General features: G+C 54.5%; 17 protein-coding genes. 14 read left to right on the top strand and 3 right to left on the bottom strand.

What is annotated here, in order from left to right; genetic code table 11:
• Positions 1 to 10: 10 nt before the first annotated feature.
• The 5 genes from QQJ87_RS08615 to QQJ87_RS08595 all read left to right on the top strand — a co-directional run bounded on the left by QQJ87_RS08615 (position 11) and on the right by QQJ87_RS08595 (position 5,280).
• Positions 11 to 1,189 (top strand): acetyl-CoA C-acetyltransferase, encoded by a 1,179-nt coding sequence (locus QQJ87_RS08615; RefSeq protein ID WP_284281227.1) that lies wholly within the window; start codon positions 11 to 13, stop codon positions 1,187 to 1,189.
• Positions 1,190 to 1,224: 35 nt separating this feature from the next.
• Positions 1,225 to 1,968, top strand: a complete 744-nt coding sequence (locus tag QQJ87_RS08610) for a 3-ketoacyl-ACP reductase (RefSeq protein WP_284281226.1) — start codon at positions 1,225 to 1,227, stop codon at positions 1,966 to 1,968.
• A gap of 110 nt (positions 1,969 to 2,078) precedes the next feature.
• Positions 2,079 to 2,651, top strand: a complete 573-nt coding sequence (phaR, locus tag QQJ87_RS08605) for a polyhydroxyalkanoate synthesis repressor PhaR (RefSeq protein ID WP_284281225.1) — start codon at positions 2,079 to 2,081, stop codon at positions 2,649 to 2,651.
• 9 nt (positions 2,652 to 2,660) lie between these two features.
• Positions 2,661 to 4,025 carry a 30S ribosomal protein S12 methylthiotransferase RimO gene (gene rimO, locus QQJ87_RS08600; RefSeq protein ID WP_284281224.1) on the top strand — a complete coding sequence of 455 codons (1,365 nt, stop codon included), beginning with the start codon at positions 2,661 to 2,663 and terminating at the stop codon, positions 4,023 to 4,025.
• A 73-nt stretch (positions 4,026 to 4,098) separates the two neighbouring features.
• Positions 4,099 to 5,280, top strand: a complete 1,182-nt coding sequence (locus tag QQJ87_RS08595; protein ID WP_284281222.1) for an acetyl-CoA C-acyltransferase family protein — start codon at positions 4,099 to 4,101, stop codon at positions 5,278 to 5,280.
• Position 5,281: 1 nt separating this feature from the next.
• Here QQJ87_RS08595 and serB read toward each other — a convergent pair whose 3' ends face one another.
• Positions 5,282 to 6,145: a phosphoserine phosphatase SerB gene (serB, locus tag QQJ87_RS08590; protein ID WP_284281221.1), complete on the bottom strand. Its 864-nt coding sequence runs from the start codon at positions 6,143 to 6,145 to the stop codon at positions 5,282 to 5,284.
• A 25-nt stretch (positions 6,146 to 6,170) separates the two neighbouring features.
• Positions 6,171 to 9,641 carry a transcription-repair coupling factor gene (mfd, locus tag QQJ87_RS08585; protein WP_284281220.1) on the bottom strand — a complete coding sequence of 1,157 codons (3,471 nt, stop codon included), beginning with the start codon at positions 9,639 to 9,641 and terminating at the stop codon, positions 6,171 to 6,173.
• A 99-nt stretch (positions 9,642 to 9,740) separates the two neighbouring features.
• On the opposite strand from mfd, the gene ispD reads away from it, so the two are divergent.
• From ispD to serC, 7 genes are all read left to right on the top strand, one after another.
• Positions 9,741 to 10,478, top strand: coding sequence for a 2-C-methyl-D-erythritol 4-phosphate cytidylyltransferase (gene ispD, locus QQJ87_RS08580; RefSeq protein WP_284281219.1), 738 nt, complete (start codon positions 9,741 to 9,743; stop codon positions 10,476 to 10,478).
• Between the two features lie 2 nt (positions 10,479 to 10,480).
• Positions 10,481 to 10,987 carry a 2-C-methyl-D-erythritol 2,4-cyclodiphosphate synthase gene (gene ispF, locus QQJ87_RS08575; protein WP_284281341.1) on the top strand — a complete coding sequence of 169 codons (507 nt, stop codon included), beginning with the start codon at positions 10,481 to 10,483 and terminating at the stop codon, positions 10,985 to 10,987.
• The gene (gene tsaB / locus QQJ87_RS08570; RefSeq protein ID WP_284281218.1) at positions 10,980 to 11,747 is read left to right on the top strand and encodes a tRNA (adenosine(37)-N6)-threonylcarbamoyltransferase complex dimerization subunit type 1 TsaB; all 768 of its coding nucleotides are present in this window, start codon (positions 10,980 to 10,982) and stop codon (positions 11,745 to 11,747) included. Before ispF ends, tsaB begins: the two co-directional genes overlap by 8 nt.
• Positions 11,734 to 12,195 carry a ribosomal protein S18-alanine N-acetyltransferase gene (gene rimI / locus QQJ87_RS08565; protein ID WP_284281217.1) on the top strand — a complete coding sequence of 154 codons (462 nt, stop codon included), beginning with the start codon at positions 11,734 to 11,736 and terminating at the stop codon, positions 12,193 to 12,195. The genes tsaB and rimI overlap by 14 nt, the downstream gene beginning before the upstream one ends.
• Positions 12,195 to 12,596: a hypothetical protein gene (locus QQJ87_RS08560; RefSeq protein ID WP_284281216.1), complete on the top strand. Its 402-nt coding sequence runs from the start codon at positions 12,195 to 12,197 to the stop codon at positions 12,594 to 12,596. Before rimI ends, QQJ87_RS08560 begins: the two co-directional genes overlap by 1 nt.
• Before the next feature lie 114 nt (positions 12,597 to 12,710).
• Positions 12,711 to 14,345: an ATP-grasp domain-containing protein gene (locus QQJ87_RS08555; RefSeq protein WP_284281215.1), complete on the top strand. Its 1,635-nt coding sequence runs from the start codon at positions 12,711 to 12,713 to the stop codon at positions 14,343 to 14,345.
• Positions 14,342 to 15,460 carry a 3-phosphoserine/phosphohydroxythreonine transaminase gene (serC, locus tag QQJ87_RS08550; RefSeq protein ID WP_284281214.1) on the top strand — a complete coding sequence of 373 codons (1,119 nt, stop codon included), beginning with the start codon at positions 14,342 to 14,344 and terminating at the stop codon, positions 15,458 to 15,460. The genes QQJ87_RS08555 and serC overlap by 4 nt, the downstream gene beginning before the upstream one ends.
• A 23-nt stretch (positions 15,461 to 15,483) precedes the next feature.
• Here the strand turns inward: serC and lplT are convergent, their stop codons facing one another.
• Positions 15,484 to 16,755: a lysophospholipid transporter LplT gene (lplT, locus tag QQJ87_RS08545; protein WP_284281212.1), complete on the bottom strand. Its 1,272-nt coding sequence runs from the start codon at positions 16,753 to 16,755 to the stop codon at positions 15,484 to 15,486.
• Between the two features lie 117 nt (positions 16,756 to 16,872).
• On the opposite strand from lplT, the gene alr reads away from it, so the two are divergent.
• Entirely contained in the window at positions 16,873 to 17,979 is a 1,107-nt protein-coding gene (gene alr, locus QQJ87_RS08540) for an alanine racemase (RefSeq protein WP_284281211.1), read from the top strand.
• A 6-nt stretch (positions 17,980 to 17,985) separates the two neighbouring features.
• Positions 17,986 to 19,365 (top strand): DNA repair protein RadA, encoded by a 1,380-nt coding sequence (radA, locus tag QQJ87_RS08535; RefSeq protein WP_284281209.1) that lies wholly within the window; start codon positions 17,986 to 17,988, stop codon positions 19,363 to 19,365.
• The last annotated feature ends 13 nt before the right edge of the window (positions 19,366 to 19,378 follow it).

The following is a 19,378-nucleotide window of genomic DNA, read 5'->3' as shown; positions in this document are numbered from 1 at the left end:
AGAAAACAAAATGACTGAAGTGGTAATCGTGGCCGCAGGCCGCACGGCAATTGGCAAGTTTGGCGGTTCACTGGCCAAAATTTCAGCACCTGAACTGGGTGCGCATGTGATCAAAGGCCTGCTGGAGAAAACCGGCGTCAAGGGTGAACAAATTTCTGAAGTAATTCTTGGTCAAGTGTTGGCGGCAGGATCTGGCCAGAACCCGGCCCGTCAGGCGGTCATCAAAGCGGGTTTGCCTGTTTCCGTGCCTGCCTTGACCATCAACAAGGTGTGCGGCTCCGGCTTGAAGGCAGTGATGTTGGCCGCGCAAGCCATCGCCTGCGGCGACGCTGAAATTGTGATCGCCGGTGGTCAGGAAAACATGAGTGCAGCCCCACATGTGATGTTGGGCAGCCGCGATGGCTTCCGCATGGGTGACGCCAAGTTGGTGGACACCATGATCGTGGATGGTCTGTGGGATGTCTACAACCAGTACCACATGGGTATTACCGCTGAAAACGTGGCCGAGAAATACAGCGTGAATCGTGCTGAGCAAGACGAATTTGCGGTGAAATCACAGAACAAGGCCGAAGCCGCCATCAAGGCGGGGAAATTCAAGGATGAAATCATTCCGCTGAGCATTCCACAGCGCAAGGGCGACCCAGTTGTGTTCGATACAGACGAATTTCCAAGGTTGGGCGCCACGCTGGATCAAATGACCGCGCTGAAGCCTGCATTCAAGAAAGATGGCTCGGTGACTGCCGCCAACGCGTCTGGCCTGAATGACGGTGCCGCGGCAGTGATGTTGATGAGTGCCGCCAAAGCCAAGGAACTGGGGCTGCCGGTTCTGGCCAAGATTCAGGCGTATGCCAGTGCTGGACTTGACCCCACCATCATGGGAATGGGCCCCGTGCCGGCCTCCAAAAAGTGCCTTGAGAAAGCAGGCTGGACTCCCGCGGAATTGGATCTGATGGAAATCAATGAAGCATTTGCTGCGCAGGCTTGTGCAGTGAACAAGGAAATGGGTTGGGACACCAGCAAGATCAACGTCAATGGCGGCGCCATTGCTTTGGGTCACCCCATCGGCGCTTCAGGTTGCCGCGTGTTGGTCAGCCTGATTCACGAAATGAACAAGCGCGATGCCAAGAAAGGCCTGGCCTCTTTGTGCATTGGCGGCGGTATGGGTGTTGCCTTGGCTGTTTCACGCTAAGTTTTTAAATACATAAACAAAATAGGGATGTGAACATGAGTACTCAAAAAATAGCATACGTCACCGGTGGCATGGGTGGCATCGGAACCTCAATCTGTAAACGACTGTGCGAAGACGGCTTTAAAGTGGTGGCGGGCTGCGGCCCCAATTCACCCCGCAAAGACACTTGGCTGGGTGAAATGCGCAACGCCGGTTACGAGGTGTTTGCCAGCGAAGGCAATGTGGGCGATTGGGAGAGCACCAAGGCCGCTTTTGACAAAGTGAAAGCTGAGCACGGCACCATTTCTGTGCTGGTCAACAACGCAGGTATTACGCGCGACGGCATGTTCCGCAAAATGAGCCTTGATGACTGGAAAGCGGTCATCGACACCAATCTGAACTCGCTGTTCAACGTCACCAAGCAGGTGATCGATGGCATGGTTGAACAGGGTTTTGGCCGAATCATCAACATTTCCTCAGTGAATGGTCAGAAGGGCCAGTTTGGTCAAACCAACTACTCAACTGCCAAGGCCGGCCTGCATGGTTTCACGATGGCTTTGGCACAAGAAGTCGCCTCAAAAGGAGTGACTGTGAACACCGTGTCGCCCGGCTACATTGGGACTGACATGGTTCGGGCCATTCGCCCTGAAGTGCTCGAAAAAATTGTCGCAACCATTCCTGTGAAACGCTTGGGTACGCCTGAGGAAATTGCATCCATTTGCGCCTGGCTGGCCTCTGAAGAGTCCGGTTTCTCGACAGGTGCAGACTTCTCGGTCAATGGTGGTTTGCACATGGGTTGAGCGTGCAAATTCCATTTGCGCGAACAAGTTCGAAAAAGGCGGTATGATGTTGCACTGCACGTGAATTTCATGTGCGGTGCAACAACGACTTGTAAAAGAGAAGAAGAGGCATGACAGACGCGAACCGACTCATTAAAAAATACCCAAACCGCCGACTTTACGACACCCAAACCAGCAGCTACATCACCTTGGGCGACGTCAAGCAGTTGGTTCTCGACAATGAAGCCTTTCAAGTGTTGGACGCCAAAAGCGGTGAAGACCTGACCCGCAGCATTTTGTTGCAGATCATCCTTGAAGAAGAAACGGCGGGTTCGCCCATTTTCACTTCCAGCATGTTGTCGCAGATCATTCGATTCTATGGCAATGCCATGCAAAGCATCATGGGCACTTTTCTTGAGAAAAACCTGCAGGCCTTCATGGACATCCAGGGCAGTTTTCAGGATCAGGGCAAAAACATGGTGGATGGCAAGCAATTTGCCAACCCCGAACTGTGGTCACAGTTCATGAGCGTTCAGACGCCCGTCATTCAGTCCATGATGAGCAATTACATCGATCAAAGCAAAAACATGTTTGTGCAGATGCAGGACCAGTTCCAGGAGCAGACGCGCAGCTTGTTTGGCAATTTCGGGTTTCCCGGTACAGATCCCTCATCCAAAAACAAACCCGACCCTACAAAAAAGTAACAGGCCAACATGCAAAACAACGCAAACGCCACCAAGCGCCCACCCAGTGTGGGCTTTGTTTCTTTGGGATGCCCCAAAGCCCTGGTTGACTCCGAGCGGATCTTGACCCAACTCAAGGTGGAGGGCTATGAGGTGGCGCCCGAATATCAGGGGGCTGACCTGATCGTGGTCAACACCTGTGGCTTTATTGACAGCGCGGTTCAGGAAAGTCTGGACGCCATTGGAGAGGCCATCGCTGAAAATGGCAAAGTGATTGTGACGGGTTGTTTGGGGGCGAAAAACGGTGACGAGGGCAAAAACCTGATCACGACCCTGCATCCCAAGGTGCTGGCAGTGACAGGGCCACACGCCACGGAAGAAGTGATGCAGGCGGTTCACACACACTTGCCGAAGCCGCATGATCCATTTATCGACCTGGTGCCGGACCACGGTGTCAAATTGACACCCAAGCATTACGCGTATTTGAAGATTTCTGAAGGTTGTAACCACCGTTGCACGTTCTGCATTATTCCGGGTATGCGCGGCGACCTGGTGTCGCGGCCAATCGGTGAGGTCATGCGCGAGGCCGAAAGCCTCAAGAAAAGCGGTGTAAAAGAATTGCTGGTGGTCAGCCAGGACACCTCGGCCTACGGGGTTGACCTCAAATACCGCACTGATTTTGTCAATGGACGGCCAGTCAAGACCCAGTTTCTGGAACTGGCCCGTGAACTGGGCGATTTGGGCATTTGGGTGCGCATGCACTATGTGTACCCTTATCCGCATGTGGATCATGTGGTGCCATTGATGGCAGAAGGCAAGGTTTTGCCGTATCTGGACATCCCGTTTCAGCATTCGCACCCGGATGTACTAAAACGCATGAAGCGCCCCGCCAGCGGCGAGCGCAACATCGAACGCATTCGCGCGTGGCGTGCAATTTGCCCAGACATTACCTTGCGCAGCACGTTTATCACAGGCTTCCCGGGTGAAACAGAGGCTGAGTTCGAGCACCTGTTGGATTTCATCGCTGAAGCGGAACTGGACCGAGTCGGCGTTTTTGCGTATTCACCCGTGGAGGGGGCCGTGGCCAACAATTTGCCCGACCCTGTGCCGGAAGAGGTCAAAGAAGAGCGCCGGGCACGACTGATGGCCCTTCAGGAAGAAATCAGCCTGAAGCGGAATCAGGCCAAACTGGGCAAGGTGTTGCAGGTGTTGGTGGACGAAACCGACGACGAAGGTATCGTGGCGCGTAGCGCTGCTGACGCACCTGAAATCGACGGCAATGTGTTTGTTCCCATGCCAGAAGATTCCGCTAAGCGCCCTAAGGTGGGCGATTTTGTTTCGGTTGTGATCGACGATTGTGACGAGCACGATTTGTGGGGCCAATTGCAAGGTTGAGGGGTAAACAAGCAAACAGAGGCGCAATTGGAATGCGTCCGACTGGATTGATTTGACTTGAAGGAGATTGAAAATGACACGTGAAGTGGTGGTAGTAAGCGGTGTGAGAACCGCCGTGGGTGATTTTGGTGGAAGCCTGAAAGATTTTTCACCAACCCAGATGGGCGCCATGGTGCTGAAAGAAGCGGTAGCCCGTGCAAATGTGGCCCCTGAATCCGTAGGGCATGTGGTGTTTGGTCATGTGGTGAACTCAGAGCCGCGTGACATGTATCTGGCCCGAGTGGCAGCCATTGAAGGCGGTCTGGACAAGACGACGCCTGCACTCACATTGAACCGCCTGTGCGGTTCTGGCTTGCAAGCCATTGTGACCGCAGCACAGGCGATTATGCTGGGCGATTGCGATGTGGCTGTGGGTGGTGGCGCTGAAAGCATGAGCCGTGCGCCCTACATTCTGCCCAGCGCCCGTTGGGGTGCGCGCATGGGTGACATGAAGGGCATCGACATGATGGTGGGTGCATTGCATGACCCGTTCCACACCATCCACATGGGTGTGACCGCTGAAAACGTGGCCAAAGAATACGGCATTACCCGTGAAGACCAGGACGCTTTGGCGGTTGAAAGCCACAAGCGCGCTGCCAATGCGATCGCACAGGGCTATTTCAAGAGCCAGATTCTGCCGATCGAGGTGAAAACCCGCAAAGGCGTGGCCGTGTTTGACACCGATGAACATGTGCGTGGTGACGCAACCCTGGAAGGCATGGCCAAGCTGCGCGCCGTGTTCCAGAAAGAAGGTACTGTGACTGCGGGTAACGCATCTGGCTTGAACGATGGTGCAGGCGCCGTGGTGTTGATGGAAAAAGAAGCCGCTGCCAAGGCAGGTGCAAAGCCACTGGCCCGTTTGGTGGCCTACGCCAACACAGGTGTTGAACCCACACTGATGGGCATTGGCCCGGTGTCAGCCACGCAAAAGGCACTGGCCAAGGCTGGGTTGACCGTTGCCGACATGGATGTGATCGAAGCCAATGAAGCCTTTGCGGCGCAGGCCTGCGCAGTGACCAAGACGCTGGGCCTTGACCCTGCCAAGGTAAACCCCAATGGCTCGGGCATTTCAATTGGTCACCCCATTGGTGCCACGGGTGCCATCATCACAGTTAAGGCGCTTTATGAATTGCAGCGCATTCAGGGCCGTTATGCGCTGGTTACCATGTGCATTGGTGGTGGTCAGGGCATTGCCGCCATTTTTGAGCGGATGTAATTCAAATCAGCCACTGGCAAACAGTGTCAAGCCCACCGAAGTTGATGCAGTAATCAGTCTGCAGCTGCACCGCGGGCTTGGCCCTGAATGCCACGCTGGCGCCTGAAATAGACATCATTTTCAGATCGTTGGCACCGTCGCCCATCACAATGGACCGGCGGCTGTCAATGCCCATCTGCGTGCAGGTTTCTTGCACGGTTTCCATTTTGGCTTGCCCGTCGATGATGGGGCCTAGCACCTTGCCGGTCAGGTGACCATCCACAATCTCGAGTGTGTTGGCGCGGGTGTAGTCCAGCCCAAGCCGTGCTTTCAGCTTGTCTGTGAAAAAAGTGAATCCACCCGACACGAGCAAGGTCTTCCATCCGTTTGTTCGGGCGAAAGCCAGCAGGTTTTCTGCACCGGGTGAAAGGCGCAGTCGTTCGTTGTAAACAGCGTCCAATGCACTTTCCGGTACACCCCGCAACAAGGCGACCCGGCGGGTCAGACTTTCTGTAAAGTCTGCAATTTCACCGCGCATGGCAGCCTCAGTGATTTCGGACACTTCCTTTTTCTTGCCCACGAAATCGGCAATCTCGTCGATGCATTCAATGGTAATCAGCGTGCTGTCCATGTCCATGGCGAGCAACTTGAACTGGTCAGCATTCACTTGCGATTCAAGCAGCGCGTAATCAAACTCGTGAGTCATTGCGACGGGCTTGAGCACCTCTTGCAACAAAGTGGCGGTCAGCGTAACGGCCTCTGGGAGTTCGCAGACGTATCGGTTGTGTTTGACTTCAACGCCAAGCGTGGGCAATTGAAGGGCTTCCAGTGCCTCCAACACGCTGTGTTTTTCCAGTCGTGGTGAGGTTAAAACGAGTCGGCTCATGGCAGATTCTCCGGCGTGTGTGGGTTCAGGCAGGCTGGCCTGCCAGTTGCTTGATCAGGTTTTTCATCATGGTGACCCGATCACTCAGATTTTCAATGCGCTTGTTGATGCGCAGTTTGTCAGGGCCTGCCAGTTTGTAGTCGCGCTCTTTCTGGATCAATTGAATGATTTTTGCAGCATCAACATTGGCATTGGGCTCAAACTGAACGACCGTGGCCTCTGTGGAGCTGTCAATCTTTTGTACACCCAACGGCTTTGCCAGTATCCGGATGCGATGTGTTTCCAGCAGGGCTTTGGTTTCTTCGGGCAGCTTGCCGAACCGGTCGATCAGGGCCTCTTGCATGTCGCTGATGTCATCCATTGTTTCGGTGCTGGCCAGCCTTTTGTACAGCGTAAGCCTTTCGTGCACGTCGGTGCAATAGCTTTCGGGCAATAAGGCGGGGGTGTGCAAATTGATTTCAACGGTGGCGTTCAGTGGTGCAGTCAGGTCGGGTTCCTTTCCAGACTTCAAGCTGCGCACGGCGTGGTTCAGCATGTCGGTGTACATTTGAAAGCCCACTTCATGCACATTGCCGCTTTGGTTGGCACCCAGCACTTCACCCGCACCCCGGATTTCCAGGTCATGCATGGCCAGGTAGAAGCCGCTGCCAAGGTCTTCCATCATGGTGATCGCCTCCAGGCGACGGCCCGCATTTTTGGTGAGCCCCTCTTCATTGTTGACCATCAGGTAGGCGTAGGCCTGATGATGGGAGCGACCCACACGGCCCCGCAATTGATGCAACTGTGCCAAACCAAACTTGTCGGCCCGATGGATCACGATGGTGTTGGCCGTGGGTACGTCGATGCCGGTTTCGATGATGGTGGTGCACAACAAAACATTGAAGCGCTGGTGATAAAAATCGCGCATCACCCGCTCAAGATCGCGCTCAGGCATTTGGCCGTGGGCGATTGCAATTCGGGCTTCAGGCAGAATTTTCTCGAGTGCTTCCTTGCGGTTTTCGATGGTGTCCACCTCGTTGTGCAGGTAGTAAACCTGCCCGCCGCGCTTCAGCTCGCGCAAAATGGCCTCACGGATCACGCTGTCCGTTTCACGGCGTACGAAGGTTTTGATGGACAAGCGCCGCTGTGGCGCGGTGGCGATCACTGAAAAGTCGCGTATGCCTTCCATGCTCATGGCCAGGGTTCGCGGAATGGGGGTCGCGGTCAAGGCCAGCACGTCCACCTCGGCGCGCAGGTTTTTCAGGGCCTCTTTCTGGCGCACGCCAAAGCGGTGCTCCTCGTCGATAATGACCAGACCCAGTCGTGAAAACTCGATGTCGGATGACAGCACCTTGTGCGTGCCGATGATGATGTCCGCTTTTCCTGAGTTGATCAGGTCGATGGCTTCGCGAATTTCCTTGGGCGACTTGAATCGCGACAATTCAACCACTTTGACCGGCCAATCAGAAAAACGGTCGGAGAAGGTCTGAAAGTGCTGTTCAGCCAACAAGGTAGTGGGTGACAGTAAAACGACCTGTTTGCCATCCATCACACTGACAAATGCGGCGCGCAAGGCAACCTCTGTTTTTCCAAAACCGACGTCACCACAGACAAGCCGGTCCATGGGGCGGGGTGACAGCATGTCGCCGATCACGGCATTGATGGCTGCGGCCTGATCGGCTGTTTCTTCAAAGCCAAATTTTTCAACAAAGGCCTCGTAGTGGTTGGCGTTGAGCTTGAATTCATGGCCTTTGCGCAATGCACGTCGCGCATACAGGTTGAGCAATTCAGCCGCCGTGTCACGCACCATCTTGGCCGCTTTGTTTCGCGCTTTTTCCCATTGGCCGGAACCCAATGCGTGCAGTGGTGCATTGTCGGGGTCAGCGCCGCTGTAGCGGGAAATGACGTGCAATTGGGACACCGGAACGAATAGATTGGATCCGTTGGCGTAGTTCAAGTGCAGAAATTCAGAGGCGCCTTCACCCAGATCCATCGTGGTCAGGCCCTGGTAGCGCCCGATGCCATGTTGCTGATGCACAACCGGGTCGCCCGGCTTCAGCTCGGACAGGTCCCGAATCATGGATTCGACATTGCTCTGCCGTTCCTGGCGACGTCCGTTCTTTCTGCGTGGTGCTGCCGTGGCAAACAGCTCTGATTCGGTAATCAGCGCAATTCGCGGGTCGTGTTTGTGGAGGATTCCAAAGCCTGTGTCCAGCGTGGCAGTGGCCATGCAAAAGGCTTCGCCCGAATTGACGGCCTCTTGTAATGTGGCGTAAGTCGCGGGCTTTAAACCATGTTCATTGAGGTATTGCAGCAGCGTTTCTTTGCGCCCTTCGCTGGGCGCAAGCATCACGATTTGCTGGTAGCCAGGCTTCTGTTCCAGAAAGGATTTCAGCTTGTGCAGCGGATTCTCTGCGCGGCGCTCAGCCGACAGGTCGGGCAATGCGACGCCGCAATACTCGGGCACCATGGCGCTTTTGGCACCTGAAAGGTTGACCCGTGCAGCCTGATTGAACAGGGAAAAAAACAGTTCAGCCGACAGGTAAATTTCAGCCGGGCTCAGTATGGGGCGCTCAATGTCCTTACTGAGAAATTGGTGTCGCTGGCGTGTTTCTTCCCAGAAGGTTTGCAGCGCGTCATCGACCGCACCGTGTTGCACCAGCACCGTTTCGCGTTTGGGCAGGTAGTCGGCCAGCGTGGCCGTTTGTTCAAAAAACAGGGGTAGGTAGTATTCAATGCCCGCGCTGGCCACACCGTTGCCCATGTCGCGATAGATGGAGACTCGGGATGGGTCGCCTTCAAAGCGCTCTCGCCAGGCGCTTCGGAAGCGCGCGCGGGCTTGCTCGTCCAGTGGATATTCACGGCCGGGCAACAATCGCATCTCGCGCACTGGGTAGAGGCTTCGTTGAGAATCCACATCGAATGTCTTGATGGATTCGATTTCATTGTCGAACAGATCGAGTCTGAAGGGCAGAACCGTGCCCGTCGGGAACAGGTCGATAATTCCGCCTCGAACACTGTATTCACCCGGGCTCATGACCTGTGACACATGGCTGTAACCCGCTGTGGTCAACTGCTCGCGCAGCTTGGCTTCATTGATTTTTTCGCCGGTTTTGAAGAAGAATGTGGTGCTTGCCAGAAAGGCGGGCGGTGCCAGGCGTTGAATGGCGGTGCTGGCTGCCACCAGCAACACGTCCAGATCGCCTTGTTGAAGTTGGTACAGCGTGGCCAGTCGTTCAGAAACGAGGTCTTGGTGTGCCGACAAGCTGTCATAAGGCAGGGTTTCCCAATCGGGCAGGTAATGCACGCGCAGTTCGGGGGCGAACAGCTTGATTTCTTCCAGTAGCCGGGTGGCGTCATGCGTTTTTGCGCAGACCACCACATTCAGCTTGCCTGCAGTGGTGGTACTTTGCAGAAGCTGCGCCAACAAAAAAGAATCGGCACTGCCGGGCGGATGCGCCAAGGTGAGCCTGTGGCCAGGTTCGACCGCGAAAGAAGAAGTAAAATGTGACAACATAAAACAGCTTAAGCCCACTGGCCGTTTTTGGCGGGCGTGGGCGGTATTGAATTGACCCGTATTATAAGGCGGCAAACTGCCGCTCAGGACGCTACACGCATGGCAACATCTGCCAAATATTATGGATTGGTGCCCGCCGCGGGGCAGGGTAAGCGTTTCGGGGCAGATGCGCCCAAACAATACGCCGATTTGGGCGGCCTTACCGTGCTTGAGCGCAGTGTGAATGCGCTGTTGGCCGACGATCGCGTTCACAAGGTATTTGTGGTCTGCGCACCAGATGACACGCGCTGTGCGAGCCTTTTTGAATCGGTGCCCAAGGTTAAAGTATTGCCACTTGGTGGCCGGGAACGAGTCAACACCGTGTTAAATGCATTGCAGTATCTGCTTGAAAACATGTGGGTCTTTGAAACAGACTGGGTGTTGGTGCATGACGCTGCGCGACCCGGTTTGACCCGTCATCTGCTGGCCCGATTGATTGACCAGGCCAGTGAGCATGTGGCAGGGGGGTTGTTGGCACTGCCGGTCGCAGACACGCTAAAAAAGGCGTCTGTCAGCGAGGAAGGCGACACCAGCAGCCAGACAACGGTGTCGCGCACCAACATGTGGTGCGCCCAGACTCCACAAATGTTTCGCGCTCAGGCGCTTAGCCTGGCTTTGGCTGAATGCCTGTACCAGGGGGCTGAGGTCACTGACGAAGCCAGTGCCATTGAAACCATGGGCATATCGCCTTTGTTGGTGATGGGCGGACTTGAAAACATGAAAATTACCCAGGCCCAAGATCTTGAATACGTGCGTTGCCTGTTGAACCTGCAGCCATTGGATGGTGAAGCCAATTGAATTTGAACGATTTTCGCAAATTGCGTGTGGGCCAGGGTTACGACGTGCATCAGCTGGTAACAGGCAGACCCTTGGTGCTGGCTGGCGTTCAAATACCCAGTGAAAAGGGCCTGTTGGGTCACTCCGACGCCGACGCCTTGCTGCATGCCATTACAGACGCTGTTCTTGGTGCCTGTGGATTGGGTGATATTGGTCGCCACTTTTCAGACACGGATGCCCAATACGCGGGTGCAGACAGCGCCCTTTTGCTGCAGGCCACGCTTGAGAAATGCGCTGTAGCCGGTTTTGAATTGATCAACGTCGACAGCACCGTGATATGCCAGAGCCCCAAACTGGCCGCTCATATGCCTGCCATGCATCGGCGTCTTGCAGAAATCTGCGGTTTGCCCACCGACAGTGTGAACATCAAAGCGAAAACCAATGAAAAGTTGGGTTATCTGGGGCGTGCCGAGGCCATTGAGGCGCAAGCCGTCGTCCTGATGATTCAAACGGGTGTGTCCGATGCGTGATTCAGATTTTGTGTTGGGTTTGTCCACGAGCTCGGGTGCTGCCCATGTGGCGGCAGTTCAAGCAGGATCAGGTGGTGCCCTATTGCTCGGTACAGCGTTCAAGGTGTTGTTCGAGTTTTCAATCACGGAATACCGAAGCCAGTCGGCCGAACTGCTGCCCCGCTTGGGGCAAGGCATGGTGCAAGCTGGCTTGACTGGCGCGAATTGTCTGGCGATTGCCGTTGACATTGGGCCAGGCGGTTTTACGAGCCTTCGCACGGCTTGTGGTGTTGCACAGGGGCTTGCAACAGCATGGCAGGTGCCCTGCGTGCCACTGAGTAGTTTTGAATGCATGGCCGCCACCTTTGCAGCACGGAAAGATCCGGATGCAAGTAAGGGCGGGGAGGGGGTAGAAGCAGCCTGTCTAATGGACGCGCGTCTTCAGGAGGTGTATGCCGCCCAATTGGTCTTGCAAGCCGACCGCACTTTGTGGATCAAACAGCCCGGCCTGCTGCCTTACTCAAGCGCAGCGCTGCATGAGTTCACGCGTGAGGCGACCAATACACTTGCGGATGCACCCATTCGAGCCGATTTGCTGCCGCAGGCCTTGGCTGTGGGTACTTCGGATGTTTCCCTGGGTTTGGGAACGGCGGCACTGGGGCATGTGCGTTTTAGTCACGGGGTTGTGGCCACGCCCTTGGACTGTCAACCCTTGTATGTGCGTGAAAAGGTGGCACAAACCACCCAGGAAAGGCGAGCTGCACGAGATGTCAATCTTTAGCATCAAGGCCATGACGGAGGCCGACCTGGCGGCGGTGGCAGAGGTCGAACAGGTAATCTATGAATTCCCGTGGACCGAGCGCAACTTCGGAGATTCTTTGCGTGCGGGGTACGATGCACACTGCATGTGGATTGATCACCAGTTGGCCGCCTACCTTGTGATGATGCGGGTTGTGGACGAGTACCATTTGTTGAATCTGTCTGTACGGGCCGATCTTCAAGGGCATGGCTATGGCAGGCACTTGTTGCAGTGGGGCATTGGACGTGCAAAAGGTGCCGGCATGGATGGCATGTTGCTGGAAGTGCGGCCCAGCAACGTCGCTGCCAAAACACTTTACGAAACTGAAGGGTTCAAGTTGATTGGTGTGAGGAAAAATTATTACCCTGCACGTGAGGGGCGGGAAGACGCTTTGGTCCTGTTCAAACGGTTTCAAGACATGGGTATGTGATGATGAACAAGTCAGAATTGTTTGAGGTCATGGGGCTGGGGCCTGTCTGGACACTTCGACATGTTCAGAATCAGACTTTAGAAGAGGTGCGTATCGTGGCCGTGGCTCCTGGGGTGCCATTGCTTGGCACCGAACCCGACACCACAACGGCCGTTGGGCTGTTGTTGTCTAACGTGCTGGCCATGTTTAAAGCTCGTCCGGTAATTTGTTGCCAATCATTCGATGATTCTCGGGTGCATTCTGCAAATCAAATACTGGCTTTTGCCACGCCGATTCCAGATTCATTGCCAGAGACCCTTTATTCGCGTCTTATTCAGCTTCCCACCCTTGAAAGCATGCTGACAACGGGCAGTTCCAAATATCAGGCGTGGCGGAATTTGATGCACCTGCTTGAGCCCTAATCCAGTCTCTAGTCCTGAATTGTGGGCTTTTTGGGGGTGAGTTGAACAGTTTGCCCAATCATCGGCCGTGTTACCTTGGGATATTGCAGATGCAACACCAAGTGAGACCAGACCATGATTTACTCCAGCGCACCAACCCTGTGGGAGCGCCTCCATTCAAAGCCTTTGTTCGCAAGGGTTCCAGTCAGTCTGCCTCAAGACATTCTAAGCTTCCTAGAGGCCGTCAATGAACAGACCGATTATCAACTGCATTTTGCGCGGCCCTCCGATGAAGTACTGACTTCATTTACAAACGCGCTTGCGAAACTTTCTGCCATCGAAGGCGAGACACTGAACACAAATACCCTCGGTTTTGTATGGTTGATGGGGCTTGAGAGCGGTTATCACATCGAGCCGATCGCCTACCCGAATGGTGATGTGATGGGTTCAGTGGTTTTTTTAGCCGCTGACAGAATTGACCAGACTGCATTGTTACTTGCTATCCTTGACACCGGATTTGAACCCGTCATGCGATCGTCCAGCCACAAGCGCGCCTCAGAGGTCGTAGAAGCAGTCCTACAACGGATAGATAGCCACTATCTGGGGCTAGCCCCTTTTCTTGAAATAAGCACTCATGGTGGAGATCTGTCTTTCGCTGTGGAGGGCTTGCTCGCGAGTGCTAATTCGCATCAGGACAATGCTGTGACCTGGATGAACTTGAGCACAGCACTGTTTTCTCTCGGGCAGAGGGATCTGGGTTTGTCCATTCAGTCCCAGGCATTACAGATGTCGCGGCATTACACGCTGCAATGCTGTGAGCATTCGACCGGACCAGTGATTTTGCTGCTGATGGCGGATGGCGATCTGGCTGAGAATACTCCGCTGGACTGCCTGCTGGATTCGGGACCCTGTCGAATTGAGGTTTTTTACTCAACGGTAGATCAGCCCCTTCCCGTTGATGGCGTGGCTTTTGATGTGTTGATGGTTGGGTTGTCCGATACCCATAAAAACAGACCGATTTTGAAGGCAATTGAGAAGAGTCTAGTCAATTTCGATCGACCCGTGATTAATCGTCCACAGTTCATTCCGAACGTAGAGCGGGTAAAGGCAAGTGAATTGTTACAGCAGGTCGATGGGCTCTTGATGCCACCAACCCATGAAGTGGCCAGGTCTGTACTGACCCAATTTGTTGCCAGTGCAACAGGCTCGGCGCTTGTGGGTGACTGCGAGTTGCCCTTCATCGTTCGGCCAGTGGGGTCTCACGCAGGCCGATCGCTGGAGAAGATTGTGAGTCGAGAGGATCTCTCAGGCTATCTTGCTGAGGTGGCCGACGACTCGTTTTACGTGTCCCGGTTTATTGATTACAGCAATTCGGATGGATTGTATTCGAAGATGCGCGTAGCACTGGTCGACGGTGTGCCGTATCCCAGCCACTTGGCCATTTCTGAGCATTGGATGATTCATTATCTCAATGCGGGCATGTATGAAAGTGCTGCAAAGCGTGAGTGTGAGCGGGCTTTTTTCGAGAATTTCCATGAGTTTGCCGCCCGTCACCAGCATGCATTGAGTGCGATTTATGAGCGCTGTGGCCTTGACTACATTTGTATCGATTGCGCCGAAACGCCTGACGGCCAACTGCTGGTTTTTGAAGTCGATCACGCCATGGTGGTGCACGCCAAAGACCCCTTGGAATTATTCCCCTATAAGCAGCGCTACATGAAGAATGTGCGGGTGGCATTTGAGCGCTTTGTGAAAGGATTAAAGCCATGATTGCGATTGATCAAACACTGCATGCCAATCAGTTGAATTTTTCTGGGGGTCCAGGGGCTTTGCCACAAGCCGTGTTGGATGAAGTGCAGCAAAGCATTCAGTGTGTGCCTGAAACCGGTTTGTCGATCCTGGGCATCAGCCACCGTTCAGACTGGTTTGAACAGGTCGTATTTGAGCTGGAACGCAACGTACTGAGCTTGATGGGACTGGGAAGTGACTACAAGGTGCTTCTGCTTCAGGGTGGAGCGACCCAGCAGTTCACGATGGTGCCCATGAATTTTCTTGGTCGTCATGACGGGGCACATGCAGACTATCTCGACACGGGTTATTGGAGCGCCAAGGCGCTTCCAGATGCCCGCATTCAGGGCGATATTCGAGTGGCTTGGAGTGGTCGCTCTGAGAATTACGCACGTTTGCCCGAAGACCATGAGTTGCTTTTGTCACCTTCGGCCTCCTACCTGCATTATTGTTCGAATGAGACAGTGGAAGGACTGCAATTCAACCGGGTGATCGGGCTGCCTGGGGTGCGCAGGGTGTGCGACATGTCTTCTGATTTTTTGTCAAGACCGGGTCAATACGATCAATTCGATTTGATGTATGCCCATGCTCAAAAAAATCTGGGGCCTTCGGGCGTCACTTTGGTTGTGATCAAGCGGGAGTTATTGGAGCAGGTCCCCAAGGGACTGCCCAGCTTTCTGGATTACAGAGAGCAGGCCCGAGCCAATTCAATCCTGAACACACCGCCCGTGTTTGCAATCTATGTGGTGCTGCTTGCTACCCAATGGATTCGCCAAACGATAGGAGGGCTAGACGCAATGGGTGAAATCAACCAATCCAAAGCGGCTTGTTTATACCGGGTGATTGACCAGTCAGACGGCTTTTACAGATGCAGGGTGGCGCATGATGATCGGTCAATCATGAATGTGGCCTTTTCACTGCCTGATCCGGGTTTGCAAGCCCATTTTTTGGCTGAGTCTGCTTTATTGGGTTTTTCAGGGTTGGCTGGTCATCGAAGTGTGGGTGGGTTGCGCGCATCTTTGTACAATGGGCTGGAGCTTGCTGCAGCAGAACATCTGGCCGAATTTATGAGCGACTTTGCGCAACGTAACGGCTGAAATCTTGTAAGAATAGTTTGCGTTTACGGGCCGATGGGCTTTTCTTCACCGATGCAGGCCTCAACATTGAAATGCTTTTGAGCATAGTAATGCCGCAGAATCACCAGGGTCATTGACCCCATCACAAAGCCACCGAACATCAGGATGACGGTGTTGACGTGCACATCAAATTTGATCAGGAATGAATACAGGCCCAGCATAAACAGCACAGACAGGTTTTCGTTGAAGTTTTGAATGGCAATTGAGCGACCTGCGCTCATGAGAATGTGACCGCGGTGCTGCAAAATGGCATTCATGGGTACAACAAAGAAACCACTGAGCGCCCCGATGATGATGATCAGCAAATAGGCGGTGCCCAGCTTGTTGACAAACACCATCGACATGCAAACCAACCCCATTGCCACACCGACGGGCAGCACCCGCATCGACTTTTTCAAGGGGACATACTTGGCCGCCAGCACGGCACCAAATGCCACACCAAAGGCGCACACGCCCTGCAGCACGGCCCCTTTGTTCAGGCTTAAATTCAGTGCCACTTGCGCCCATTTCAACACAATAAATTGCAGGGTGGCGCCCGCGCCCCAAAACAGGGTGGTCACCGCCAGAGATATCTGCCCCAGCTTGTCTTTCCACAATTCGGCAAAACAGCCGAAAAATCGGCGTGTCATTTCAACGGGGTGGCGTAGCTCAGACACGTAGCGGGCGCCTGTGTCCGGAATTTTCATGTTGAAAAGACCGGCGATGACATAAGCCAAGGCAATCACAAACACGGCCACCTCGGCAGGCGTGTCCATGTGTTCAAAATAACCGGGCAGTTTGGTGTGTAAAAACCAGTCGGCGACTTCCGGGGTAATCAGCAAGCCGCCCAGCACCGTGCCCAGGATGATGGACAACACGGTTAGGCCTTCGATCCAGCCGTTGGCCTCCACCAGTCTTTCATGGGGCAGCAGTTCAGTCAAAATGCCATATTTGGCCGGAGAATAAGCTGCGGCGCCCAGGCCCACCAAAGCGTAAGCAAGCAGGGGATGCAAGCCATAGAACATCAGAACGCAGCCCGCCACCTTGATGGTGTTGGTGATCAGCATCACCTTGCCTTTGGGTAATCGGTCTGCAAAGGCACCCACAAAAGGAGCCAGCAGGACGTAGGACAACACAAAAAAGGATTTTAATAGCGGCGTCATCCACTCGGGAGAATGGATCTGCGTCAGCAAAGCGATGGCTGCAATCAGCAGCGCATTGTCGGCCAGCGACGAAAAAAACTGCGCCGCCATGATGGTGTAAAAGCCCGGTTTCATTCAACAGAAGATATCACGAGCCTGAATTTATTCTGGCTCGCAGGTTGGCTGCTCGTTCAATGTTGTTGTGGCGTTATATCATATCCGGACTGATCCAAGACGTCTTTGCTGCCAAATATGCCTCGCCCCATCCGCGCTCACATTGATCCTCAAGCCGTATCATTCAATATCGAAAACTTGAAAAAGCGCATGCCTGATGCGACTTGCATGGCTGTGGTCAAGGCTGATGGCTATGGCCATGGGCTGTCCCGAATTTTCACAGGGTTGGCCAATGCCGATGCACTTGCCCTGCTGGAACTGGACCGTGCGGGTCGGCTTCGGGAGATGGGTTGGTCAAAGCCGATACTGCTCTTGGAGGGCTGTTTCGACAAACCCGATATTGAGCAGGCCTTGGCCCTGCGTTGTGACTGGGTCATCCACAACCAGCAGCAGCTGGCGGTATTGAACAGCGTACTGCCTTTGCTGCGACACACTGAATTCAAGCCAACTTTCTATCTGAAATTGAACACCGGCATGAATCGACTGGGCTTTGACAAAGGTCAAACCCAAGCCGCCATTGCGTCACTGACAGACATCGTGGCGGCCATTGGAGCCCCCACGCCTGTCATGATGACCCACTTTGCCAATGCAGACGCAAGTGACCTTCATGACACTGCCGTTTCTCCGGCGCATCAGCATGCACGATTGATGGACGCCAAGCCCCCGCACTGGAAGGCCTGCCTTGGCAATTCGGCGGCCATCCTGAACTGCCCCGATCTGGCTGGCGACATTGTTCGGCCCGGCATTGCCATTTATGGGGCAAGCTGTGGTCCACATTCAGCGGCTGACTACGGCTTGCGTGCTGTCATGTCACTGAAGAGCGAGGTGATCGCCGTTCAATCGGTCAAAAAGGGTCAATATGCGGGTTACGGGTCGCGTTGGCAGGCCCGGCAAGACACGGTTATTGGAGTGATCGCGTGCGGATACGCCGATGGATACCCTCGGCATGCGCCAGACGGTACGCCTGTCTGGGTGCAAGGTCGTCGTTACCCGCTGGCCGGCAGGGTGTCTATGGACATGATGACCGTCGACCTGGGGCCCGCAAGCGAAATCAAACCCGGCGCACCCGTTGAATTGTGGGGCAATCATTTGCCCGTGGATGAAATTGCCAGTGCGAGTGGCACCATTGGTTATGAGTTGCTCTGTGCGGTCACGCCGCGCGTTCCCTGTTTGATAGGAAGTTGAAACCGCATGGCCAAAGTAAAAACGCAGTATCAGTGCACGGAATGCGGTGCGGTCTTTTCCAAATGGCAAGGGCAGTGCAATGAATGCAGTGCATGGAACACACTCGTTGAATCCGCAGTCAGCCCGGGCGCAGCCAAAAACCCGCGCTTTACGGCATTGGCTGCGCAATCGGCCCAGGTGGTCAAGCTTTCCGAAATCGAAGCAGAGGAACACCCACGATACAGTTCGGGTGTTTCTGAATTTGACCGAGTTCTGGGTGGCGGTATGGTGCCTGGTATGGTGGTTCTTTTGGGTGGCGATCCTGGCATCGGCAAATCAACGCTGCTTCTTCAATCCATGGTCACGCTGTCGCAAACCACCCATGTGTTGTACGTCAGTGGTGAGGAGTCGGCCGGGCAAATTGCCCTGCGCGCTCAGCGCCTTGGTCTTGAGAACACCGACCTTCGCGTATTGACAGAAATTGAACTCGAAAAGATCCTGGCTGAAATTCAAACGCATCAGCCTCGGGTGCTCGTGATTGATTCCATTCAAACACTTTACACCTCAGAACTCAGCTCTGCGCCAGGGTCAGTCAGCCAGGTTCGGGAGTGCGCCAGCCAATTGACACGCGCCGCCAAGTCTTTGGGCATCACCACCATTCTTGTGGGCCATGTCACCAAGGAGGGTACGCTGGCTGGGCCTCGGGTTCTTGAGCACATTGTTGACACCGTGTTGTATTTCGAGGGGGATTCCCAATCGTCGTTTCGATTGATTCGTGCGTTTAAAAACCGTTTTGGTGCGGTCAATGAGCTGGGTGTATTTGCCATGACAGACCGCGGCCTAAAAGGGGTCAGCAACCCCTCGGCCTTGTTTTTGTCACAACATTCCGAGTGGGTGGCCGGTTCCAGCGTGATGGTCACTCAAGAGGGCGCAAGACCGCTTCTTGTGGAAATTCAGGCCTTGGTGGACTCATCCCATTCCCCAGCCCCTCGACGCTTGTCGGTAGGCCTGGAGCAAAACCGACTGGCCATGTTGCTGGCTGTGCTGCACAGGCACGCAGGGCTTGCATTTTTCGATCAGGACATTTTCATCAACGCCGTGGGCGGTGTGCGGATCTCTGAGCCAGCGGCCGACTTGGCCATTGTGCTGGCCATGGTGTCCTCGCTTCGCAACAAGCCTTTGCCGCGCGGCTTGGTGGTGTTCGGCGAGGTCGGACTGTCGGGTGAAATTCGCCCGGCACCTCGGGGGCAAGAGCGGCTTCGCGAGGCTGCCAAGCTCGGCTTTACGCATGCGATCGTGCCTCAGGCCAACTTACCCAAGCAGCCCATCGAGGGCATTCAGGTGATTGGTGTGGACCGCATCGAGAAAGCCCTGAGTGCATGGCGTGATTCCTTTGATGTAGCATAAGCGCACCAACTAC

The sequence above is a fragment of the Limnobacter litoralis genome, from assembly GCF_030160455.1.
In the GTDB taxonomy this organism is placed as follows: Bacteria; Pseudomonadota; Gammaproteobacteria; order Burkholderiales; family Burkholderiaceae_B; genus Limnobacter; species Limnobacter litoralis.
The sequence above is the reverse complement of the archived record's forward strand: the minus strand, read 5'-3'. Positions and strand labels throughout refer to the sequence as shown.

Coding starts and splice junctions, on each gene's coding strand:
- QQJ87_RS08595 (WP_284281222.1), top strand. CDS start 4,099: ATGACACGTGAAGTGGTGGTAGTAAGCGGTGTGAGAACCGCCGTGGGT.
- alr (WP_284281211.1), top strand. CDS start 16,873: ATGCCTCGCCCCATCCGCGCTCACATTGATCCTCAAGCCGTATCATTC.
- lplT (WP_284281212.1), bottom strand. CDS start 16,755: ATGAAACCGGGCTTTTACACCATCATGGCGGCGCAGTTTTTTTCGTCG.
- serB (WP_284281221.1), bottom strand. CDS start 6,145: ATGAGCCGACTCGTTTTAACCTCACCACGACTGGAAAAACACAGCGTG.
- QQJ87_RS08615 (WP_284281227.1), top strand. CDS start 11: ATGACTGAAGTGGTAATCGTGGCCGCAGGCCGCACGGCAATTGGCAAG.
- QQJ87_RS08560 (WP_284281216.1), top strand. CDS start 12,195: ATGATGAACAAGTCAGAATTGTTTGAGGTCATGGGGCTGGGGCCTGTC.
- serC (WP_284281214.1), top strand. CDS start 14,342: ATGATTGCGATTGATCAAACACTGCATGCCAATCAGTTGAATTTTTCT.
- ispD (WP_284281219.1), top strand. CDS start 9,741: ATGGCAACATCTGCCAAATATTATGGATTGGTGCCCGCCGCGGGGCAG.
- rimI (WP_284281217.1), top strand. CDS start 11,734: ATGTCAATCTTTAGCATCAAGGCCATGACGGAGGCCGACCTGGCGGCG.
- radA (WP_284281209.1), top strand. CDS start 17,986: ATGGCCAAAGTAAAAACGCAGTATCAGTGCACGGAATGCGGTGCGGTC.
- QQJ87_RS08610 (WP_284281226.1), top strand. CDS start 1,225: ATGAGTACTCAAAAAATAGCATACGTCACCGGTGGCATGGGTGGCATC.
- rimO (WP_284281224.1), top strand. CDS start 2,661: ATGCAAAACAACGCAAACGCCACCAAGCGCCCACCCAGTGTGGGCTTT.
- phaR (WP_284281225.1), top strand. CDS start 2,079: ATGACAGACGCGAACCGACTCATTAAAAAATACCCAAACCGCCGACTT.
- mfd (WP_284281220.1), bottom strand. CDS start 9,641: ATGTTGTCACATTTTACTTCTTCTTTCGCGGTCGAACCTGGCCACAGG.
- QQJ87_RS08555 (WP_284281215.1), top strand. CDS start 12,711: ATGATTTACTCCAGCGCACCAACCCTGTGGGAGCGCCTCCATTCAAAG.
- tsaB (WP_284281218.1), top strand. CDS start 10,980: ATGCGTGATTCAGATTTTGTGTTGGGTTTGTCCACGAGCTCGGGTGCT.